We start from the raw sequence: 7,463 nt of genomic DNA, 5'->3' as shown, positions 1-7,463 counted from the left end.
CGGGGCAGTCCTCGGTCCAGCGTTGCCCCGCCACGCCGCCGGGCGGGGCAGTCCTCGATCCAGAGTGAATTCCGAGCGTTGCGCAGGAGAGCGAGAATCCCGCCCCAAAACTGGGTTGTTCCGAGTCCCTTCCCCGCCGGGCGCGGCCACAATCCGCGCATATCCAGAAGCAGGAGACGGCCGCCAGGCCGAACCATGAAGACTGATTACCTCATCGTCGGCGCCGGCTTCGCCGGTTCGGTTTGCGCGCGCGTACTGGCCGATGCTGGCAAGACCGTCCACCTGATCGACAAGCGGCCGCACATTGGCGGCAATGCCTACGACGAACGCGATGCCCACGGCGTGCTGATCCACCCGTACGGTCCGCACATTTTTCACACGAACGCGAAGAAGGTCTTCGAGTTCCTGTCCCGTTTCACCACCTGGCGCTTCTACGAGCACCGGGTGCTGGCGAAGGTCGGCGAGCAGCTGCTGCCGATCCCGATCAACCGCACGACGATCAACCAGCTCTACGGCCTGTCGCTGACCGAGGACGAGGTGCAGGGCTACCTGGAGACGGTGCGCGAGCCGCGCGACCCGATCCAGACCAGCGAGGACGTGGTGCTGAACAGTGTCGGCCGCGACCTGTGCGACAAGTTCTTCCGGGGCTACACGAAGAAGCAGTGGGGGCTGGACCTCTCGCAGCTCTCGGCCGGCGTGGCGGCGCGCATCCCGACGCGCAGCAACGATGACGACCGCTACTTCGGCGACACCTTCCAGTTCATGCCGGCGGATGGTTACACCGCGATGTTCGAGCGCCTGCTGGATCATCCCGCCATCACGGTCCGCACCGGCGTGGACTTCCAGGATGTTCGCGGCGACTTCCCCGGCGCGCACATCATCTACACCGGCCCGATCGATGCATTTTTCGATCACTGCCACGGCCCGCTGCCCTACCGCAGCCTGCGCTTCGACCATGAGCACCTGCCCACCACCGCGCAGGTGCAGCCGGTGGGCACGGTCAACTATCCCAACGACCACGATTACACCCGGATCACGGAGTTCAAGCATCTGACCGGCGAGACGCATGCCGGCACGTCGATCGTGCGCGAGTACCCGCAGGCCGAGGGCGACCCGTACTACCCGGTGCCGCGGCCCGAGAACGAGGCGCTCTACAAGCGCTACGCCGAGATGGCGGACAAGGCCGAGGGCGTCACCTTCGTTGGCCGCCTGGCGCAGTATCGCTACTACAACATGGACCAGATCGTCGCCGCCGCGCTGAAGACGGCGCAGGACCTGCTGGAACCGCCGCAGGCCTGAAGACGGATGAGCTTGTATTCCGAAGACCGGCCGCGCGACGCGGTCCGGCGTCCCCTCGTGCTGGTGTCCTGGGATGGCGTCAGCCTGCCGCTGGGCCTGGTGCACCTGGACGCCACACCCGAGTTCGACTGGGTCCTGTTCGACTACACCGGCCGCCAGGCGCCGGGCCCGCGTGAGTTGCGCGGGCAGGCGGTCACCGTGCTCGCCGCGGCGACCGAGTGCAAGGGGGAGATCTTCAAGCACCTCGCCGACCATCTGGCCGCCACCATCGCCGACGTCGAACCCAATGTCGGGAATGGCCCCTGGCCCGAGTACGTGGGCATCATCGACGATGACATCCTGCTCTCGGTCGCGCAGATCAACACCGCGCTGCACCTGGGCCGGTGCGAGCGGCTGGACGTGTTCTCGCCCTCGCTGAGCCACGACAGCCCCTACTCCCATCACTGGATGCGGCATCAGCCGCACCGCATCTACCGCGAGGTGGATTGGGTCGAGGTGATGATGCCGTTCTACCGCGGCGATCTGTTCATGGCCGCGCGCGCGCATTACCAGGACAACATCTCGTCCTGGGGGCTGGACCGCTTCATGATCCCGACGCTCCAGCAACTGCGCGGCCAGACGCGCACCGCGTTGCTGGACGCGGTGATGGCCAGCCATCGCCGCCCGGTGACCAGCGGGGGGAAGGTGTACCGCAACGGCCGCACCGCCTGGGAGGAACGGCAGATCCTGCGTCAGGCCAGCCTGGACCTGATCGCCCGCGAAGCCCCCCAGTTGGTGGACACCGCCTGGTACCACCGCAGCTTCGTGCGCCGGGAGACCCCCAACAAGTGGGTGCGGTGGAAGCGCCGCATCGCCCGGGTGGTGGCGGACTGGCTCGACGACTGCCGCTGAGCCCCCCTCGCGGCCGCGCCGGCCCGATCGGGGCGGCCCGGGACGACCCGGCACTCCGGCACAATCGCCGCTTCCTCCTTCGATCCCCTTGGCCTGAGCCGGTGCCTCGCACCCGGCGCCGGCCTGCGCCATGACCGATCAAGCCTCCGCCAAAGACACCGAACCGCTCGGCCCCACCGCGAGCCGCCTCTGGCGCTTCATGAAGCCGCACCGCTGGGGCCTGCTGCTGTCGGTCATCGCCTTCGTCCTGGTGGCGTCGACCGAGCCGCTGATCCCCAAGCTGCTGGGCTACGCGCTCGGCGAGGGTTTCAACGCCAAGTCCACGAACGTCGCCGGTTTCTCGATCCCGGGCGGCGCGCCGGCCGCGTCCGCGCCGGCGGTGGCGCCTGCCGCTTCGACCACCGCGGCCGCATCGATCGCATCGTCGGCCGGCGTGGTCGCGCCGTCCGCGTCCGCGGCGTCGTCGCCGTCCCGCCCCTCGCTGGCCGAGGTCAACCAGAACTACAGCTTCCCGATCTGGATGGTGCCCATCGTGCTGATCGGCCTGTTCGCCGTCCGCGGGCTGTTCACCTTCTGCGGCCAGTACATGCTGAACTGGACGATCTCGCGCACGGTGATGGACATCCGCACCGCGCTGCTGCAGGTGCTGCTGCGCGCGGACGCGCGCGTCTACACCAGCCTTCAACCCGCCACCGCGGTCACCAAGGTCGTCAACGATCCGCAGCATGTCGTCACCCTGATCGCCGGCGCGCTGATCACCATCCTGCGCGACGGCCTGCCGGCGCTGGCGCTGATGGGATTCCTGTTCTTCATCAACTGGAAGCTGACGCTGCTCTCGCTCATCACCGTGCCGGGTCTGGCCTTCGTGGTGCGCAAGGTCAACCGGCGCGTGCGGCGTATGGGCAGCTGGGCCTATGACGCGCAGCTGCGGCTGGTCTCGGTGATCGAGGACGTCACCCGCGCCTGGCGCGTGGTGCGCAGCTTCGACGCGGCCGACTACGAGCGCCGCCGCTTTGCCGAGCGCGCCCGCGAGGTGCAGCGCAGCACGCTGAAGACGGCGGCCTCCAACGCCATGGCGCAGCCGCTGTCGCAGCTGATGGCCAGCGTCGGCATCTCGATCATCGTCAGCCTGGCGCTGTACCAGTCGCGGGTGAACGGCACCGGCGTGGGCGAGTTTGCGTCCTTCGTCGCCGCGCTGCTCTTCATGAGCTCGCGGCTGCGCCACCTCAGCGACGTGATGCAGCCCATCACCAACGCGCTGGTCGTGGCACGCGGCTGCATGGGCCTGCTGGACACGCCGCCCGAGCCCGACACCGGCACCCGCGAGCTGCGCGACGTGCGCGGCGACATCGCGCTGCAGCAGGTCACGCTGCGTTATCCCGGCGCCAACCGCGACGCGCTCGCGGCCATGGACCTGCACATCCCGGCCGGCCGCACGACGGCGCTGGTCGGCAGCTCGGGCGCGGGCAAGAGCTCGGTGGTGAACCTGCTGCTGGGCTTCGAGCGTCCGGACAGCGGCCGCATCCTGCTGGACGACGTGCCGATCGACGAGCTGACCAAAGCCAACCTGCGGCGCCAGTTCGCGGTGGTGTCGCAGGACATCGTGCTGTTCGACCTCTCCATCGCGGACAACATCGCCTACGCGCAGGAGCGCGACGACGCCAAGCTCGAGCAGGTGCTGCGCGCGGCGGCGCTGTGGGACTTCGTCCAGTCGCTGCCTGAGGGACTGGACACGACGGTGGGCGCCAACGGCAGCAAGCTGTCGGGCGGCCAGAGACAGCGCCTGGCGATCGCGCGGGCGCTCTACAAGGACGCGCCGGTGTGGATCTTCGACGAGGCGACCTCCGCGCTCGACACCGAGAGCGAGCGCGCCGTGCAGCAGGCGCTGGAGCAGTGGCAGGGTCGCAAGACGCTGATCGTGATCGCGCATCGGCTGTCGACGATCCGCCGCGCCGATTGCATCCAGGTGCTGGCCGACGGCCAGGTGGTCGAGTCCGGCGACCACGACGCGCTGATGGCCCGGGACGGCGTCTACGCCGGCATGGTGAAGGTGCAGCACTGAAGGCTGCGGGGCCTGCCTGTTTCACTGCTTGTCGGCCTTGACACAAAGACGATAAGCGCCGGACAAGACGCCTCGATCCAATGCGGGTCATCCACTTCCGGAGCCCCGCATGCAGCCTCATCGCCACACTCTCGCCCACGACCACTCGCACTCGCACGAGCACGAGGGCGGCCACGACCATGACCAGGGCCTGGCGCACGACCTCGCCGTGCTGCAGCAGCGCCGCCGCGCCCTGGGCCTGCTGGCCGGCCTCGCCGGGATCGGCGGCCTGTCGCTGATCGGATGCGGCGGGGGCGGCTCCGACGCCGGCACCAGCACCGTGAGCACGGGCAGCACCGGATCCACGGGCTCCACCGGATCGACGGGCAGCACGGGCAGCACCGGCACCACCGGCAGCTGCTCGGTCATCCCGGAGGAGACCGCCGGCCCCTACCCCGGCGACGGCTCCAACAGCAACGGCAGCGGCGTGACCAACGCGCTGGCGCTCAGCGGCATCGTGCGCAGCGACATCCGCAGCAGCATCGGCACCGCCAGCGGCACGGCCGGCGGCGTGCCGCTGACGCTGACGATCGACCTGGTCAACACCAACAGCAGCTGCGCCGACCTCTCGGGCTACGCGATCTACCTGTGGCACTGCGACCGCGAGGGCCGCTACTCGCTGTACAGCGCGAGCATCGTCAACGAGAACTACCTGCGCGGCGTGCAAAGCACCGGCAGCGACGGCACGGTCACCTTCACGACCATCTTCCCTGGCTGCTACGACGGCCGCATGCCCCACATGCATTTCGAGGTCTATCCGAGCGCCAGCGCGGCCACCTCCTACGCAAACAAGATCAAGACCTCGCAGATCGCGTTCCCCACCGACGTCTGCACGACGGTCTACAGCACCGCGTCCGGCTACAGCAGCAGCCTGACCAACTTCAACCGGATCAGCTTCTCGACGGACAACGTCTTCAGCGACGGCTACACGACGCAGCTGGCCACGCTGAGCGGCGACGTCACCAACGGCTACACCGCGACGCTGACGGTGGGGATCTCGGTCTGACGGCGCGGCCCATGCAGCTCCCCGCCGACGACGGGACGCGCGGTGTATCGTCCGTGGCTCAGGCCGGCATGCCGCCGGCCGCGGTCGTGGAGGCGCGCATGACGCGGTGTCTGGTGGTCGACGACGACGCGGAGATCCGTCGCTCGCTCGACGCGTACTTGCAGAAGTTCAGCGTGACGGTGAGCGCCGCGGCCGACGGCCGCGAGATGCGCCGGCTGATGGCCATGCAGGTCTTCGACGTCGTCGTGCTGGACCTGATGCTGCCGGACGAGAACGGCCTGACGCTGTGCCAATGGATCCAGCAGCACCACCCGTCGGTGCCGGTGATCATGCTGACGGCGCATGGCGACCCCATCAGCCGCGTGCTCGGGCTGGAGATGGGCGCGGACGACTATCTCGCCAAACCCTTCGAGCCCCGCGAGCTGGTGGCCCGCATCCATGCGATCCGGCGCCGCGCGCGTCGCGGCGACCACGAGGCGCAGACGCGCCGCGAGTTCCGCTTCGAGGGCTGGGCCTTCGACCGGCTGCTGCGCCAGCTGGTGTCGCCGCAGCAGGTGGTGGTGCCGCTGTCCAGCGCGGAGTTCCGCATGCTGAGCGCGCTGGTCGAGCGTCCCGGCCGGGTGCTCAGCCGCGAGCAGCTGATCGAGCTGACGCGCGCGCCCGGCGTGGAGGTCAACGACCGCAGCGTGGACCTGACGATCTCCCGGCTGCGCCAGAAGCTGGGCGACTCGCCCAAGGAGCCGCGCCTGATCCGCACGATGCGGGGCGAGGGTTATCTCTTCGACGCCCAGGTGCAGGCTTGAACGGGCCGACGCGCGGGCAGCGATGGTTCGCCGCATGGCGAGAGCAGCTGGGGCGCGCTTTCGGCGACACCCTGGCGCGGCGGATCTTCCTGCTGCTGTGGGTCACGCTGGTGGCGGCGCAGGCGCTGGCCATCGGCGTGGTGACTTGGTCGCGCGGCGAGTTCGCCGCCGCGCGCGTGCCCGGGGCGCCGTCGCTGCCGCCGCTGCCCGGTCTGATGCGCGAGCCGCCGCACCCGTCCGGACCGCAGGGTCCGCAGGGTCCGCAGGGTCCGCAGGGTCCGCAGGGACCACAGGATCCGCGATCCGAGCCACCGCCGGAGGACCCGGGACACGACGTGCCGCTGCCCGGCGACCTCCCAATGCCGTCACGCGACGAATTCCATGGCTTCCCGCCGCCGCCATCGGCGCAGCCCCAGGCGCAGGCGCCGCCGTGGCGCGGTGCGTTCCGCGCGCTGACCGGCTGGGAGCTGACGCTGGATTACGGCATCCGCCTGCTGGTCACGGGCCTGGCGGCCTGGATCGCGTCGCGCTGGCTGGCGCGGCCGATGCGGGACCTGGTCCGAGCCTCGCAGGCGCTGGGCCAGTCACTGCACAAGCAGGAGCCGCTGCCGCTGCTCGATGAGCGACGCGGCACGCTCGAGGTCCGCGAAAGCGCGCAGGTCTTCAACGCGATGGCGCGGCAGCTGCGGCGCCAGTTCAACGAGCGCGGCCTGATGGTGGCGGCGATCTCGCACGACCTGCGCACGCCGCTGACGCGGCTGCGGATGCGGCTGGAGACGCTGGACATCGAGGAGCTGCAGCGCCAGCGCTCGGTGGAGGACATCCGCGAGATGAATGCGCTGGTGGACGCGGTGATGGAGCTGTTCCGCGGCGACGGTCCCGGCGCGGCCGAGCCGCTGCAGGACGTGGACCTGGGCGCGCTGGCGCAGGCGCTGACGGACGACCTGGTCGAGCAGGCGATGCCGGTGAGTTTCGAGGGCGGTGACGCGCAGGTGCTGGCCAAGGGCCAGCCGATGGCGCTGCGGCGGGTGCTGGGCAACCTGATCGGCAACGCGGTGCGCTACGGCGGCCGCGCCGAGGTCCAGGTGGGTCGCGACGCGCAAGGGCCGTGGCTGCGCGTGACGGATGCGGGGCCGGGCATCCCGGCCGACCAGCTGGAAGCGGTGTTCGAGCCTTTCTACCGGCTGGAGGACTCGCGCAACCGCCACACGGGCGGCGCGGGGCTGGGGCTCTACATCGCGCGTGAATTGACGCTGCGGCAGCGCGGCTCGCTGGTGCTGAGCAACCGGCCCGAGGGTGGGTTGACAGCGGAGTTGCGGTTGACCGCCTGACGCGAACGAGGGACAGCCGCAGTCCCTGGCTC

At 69.9% G+C, this 7,463-nt stretch carries 6 protein-coding genes; all 6 read left to right on the top strand.

Going from position 1 to position 7,463, the window contains the following annotated elements; translation table 11 throughout:
* Positions 1-195: 195 nt before the first annotated feature.
* The 6 genes from glf to ACTJKJ_RS11110 all read left to right on the top strand — a co-directional run bounded on the left by glf (position 196) and on the right by ACTJKJ_RS11110 (position 7,431).
* On the top strand, positions 196-1,299 hold the full coding sequence (gene glf, locus ACTJKJ_RS11135) for a UDP-galactopyranose mutase (RefSeq protein ID WP_183492045.1): 1,104 nt from the start codon (positions 196-198) through the stop codon (positions 1,297-1,299).
* Between the two features lie 6 nt (positions 1,300-1,305).
* Complete coding sequence (locus ACTJKJ_RS11130) at positions 1,306-2,190, top strand: hypothetical protein (protein ID WP_440820466.1); 885 nt, start codon at positions 1,306-1,308, stop codon at positions 2,188-2,190.
* Between the two features lie 130 nt (positions 2,191-2,320).
* Positions 2,321-4,252 (top strand): lipid A export permease/ATP-binding protein MsbA, encoded by a 1,932-nt coding sequence (gene msbA, locus ACTJKJ_RS11125; protein ID WP_440820465.1) that lies wholly within the window; start codon positions 2,321-2,323, stop codon positions 4,250-4,252.
* A 109-nt stretch (positions 4,253-4,361) separates the two neighbouring features.
* The gene (locus tag ACTJKJ_RS11120; protein WP_440820464.1) at positions 4,362-5,297 is read left to right on the top strand and encodes an intradiol ring-cleavage dioxygenase; all 936 of its coding nucleotides are present in this window, start codon (positions 4,362-4,364) and stop codon (positions 5,295-5,297) included.
* Between the two features lie 11 nt (positions 5,298-5,308).
* Positions 5,309-6,100, top strand: a complete 792-nt coding sequence (locus tag ACTJKJ_RS11115) for a response regulator (RefSeq protein ID WP_255488678.1) — start codon at positions 5,309-5,311, stop codon at positions 6,098-6,100.
* Positions 6,097-7,431 (top strand): ATP-binding protein, encoded by a 1,335-nt coding sequence (locus ACTJKJ_RS11110; RefSeq protein WP_440820463.1) that lies wholly within the window; start codon positions 6,097-6,099, stop codon positions 7,429-7,431. Before ACTJKJ_RS11115 ends, ACTJKJ_RS11110 begins: the two co-directional genes overlap by 4 nt.
* Positions 7,432-7,463: the final 32 nt, after the last annotated feature.

The organism is Roseateles sp. 22389, assembly GCF_052044995.1.
Taxonomy (GTDB): Bacteria; Pseudomonadota; Gammaproteobacteria; order Burkholderiales; family Burkholderiaceae_C; genus Roseateles.
The sequence above is the reverse complement of the archived record's forward strand: the minus strand, read 5'-3'. Positions and strand labels throughout refer to the sequence as shown.

What these genes read in the sequence shown, in the direction of transcription:
- ACTJKJ_RS11130 (WP_440820466.1), top strand. Translation starts at nt 1,306, where the DNA reads ATGAGCTTGTATTCCGAAGACCGGCCGCGCGACGCGGTCCGGCGTCCC.
- ACTJKJ_RS11115 (WP_255488678.1), top strand. Translation starts at nt 5,309, where the DNA reads ATGCAGCTCCCCGCCGACGACGGGACGCGCGGTGTATCGTCCGTGGCT.
- glf (WP_183492045.1), top strand. Translation starts at nt 196, where the DNA reads ATGAAGACTGATTACCTCATCGTCGGCGCCGGCTTCGCCGGTTCGGTT.
- msbA (WP_440820465.1), top strand. Translation starts at nt 2,321, where the DNA reads ATGACCGATCAAGCCTCCGCCAAAGACACCGAACCGCTCGGCCCCACC.
- ACTJKJ_RS11120 (WP_440820464.1), top strand. Translation starts at nt 4,362, where the DNA reads ATGCAGCCTCATCGCCACACTCTCGCCCACGACCACTCGCACTCGCAC.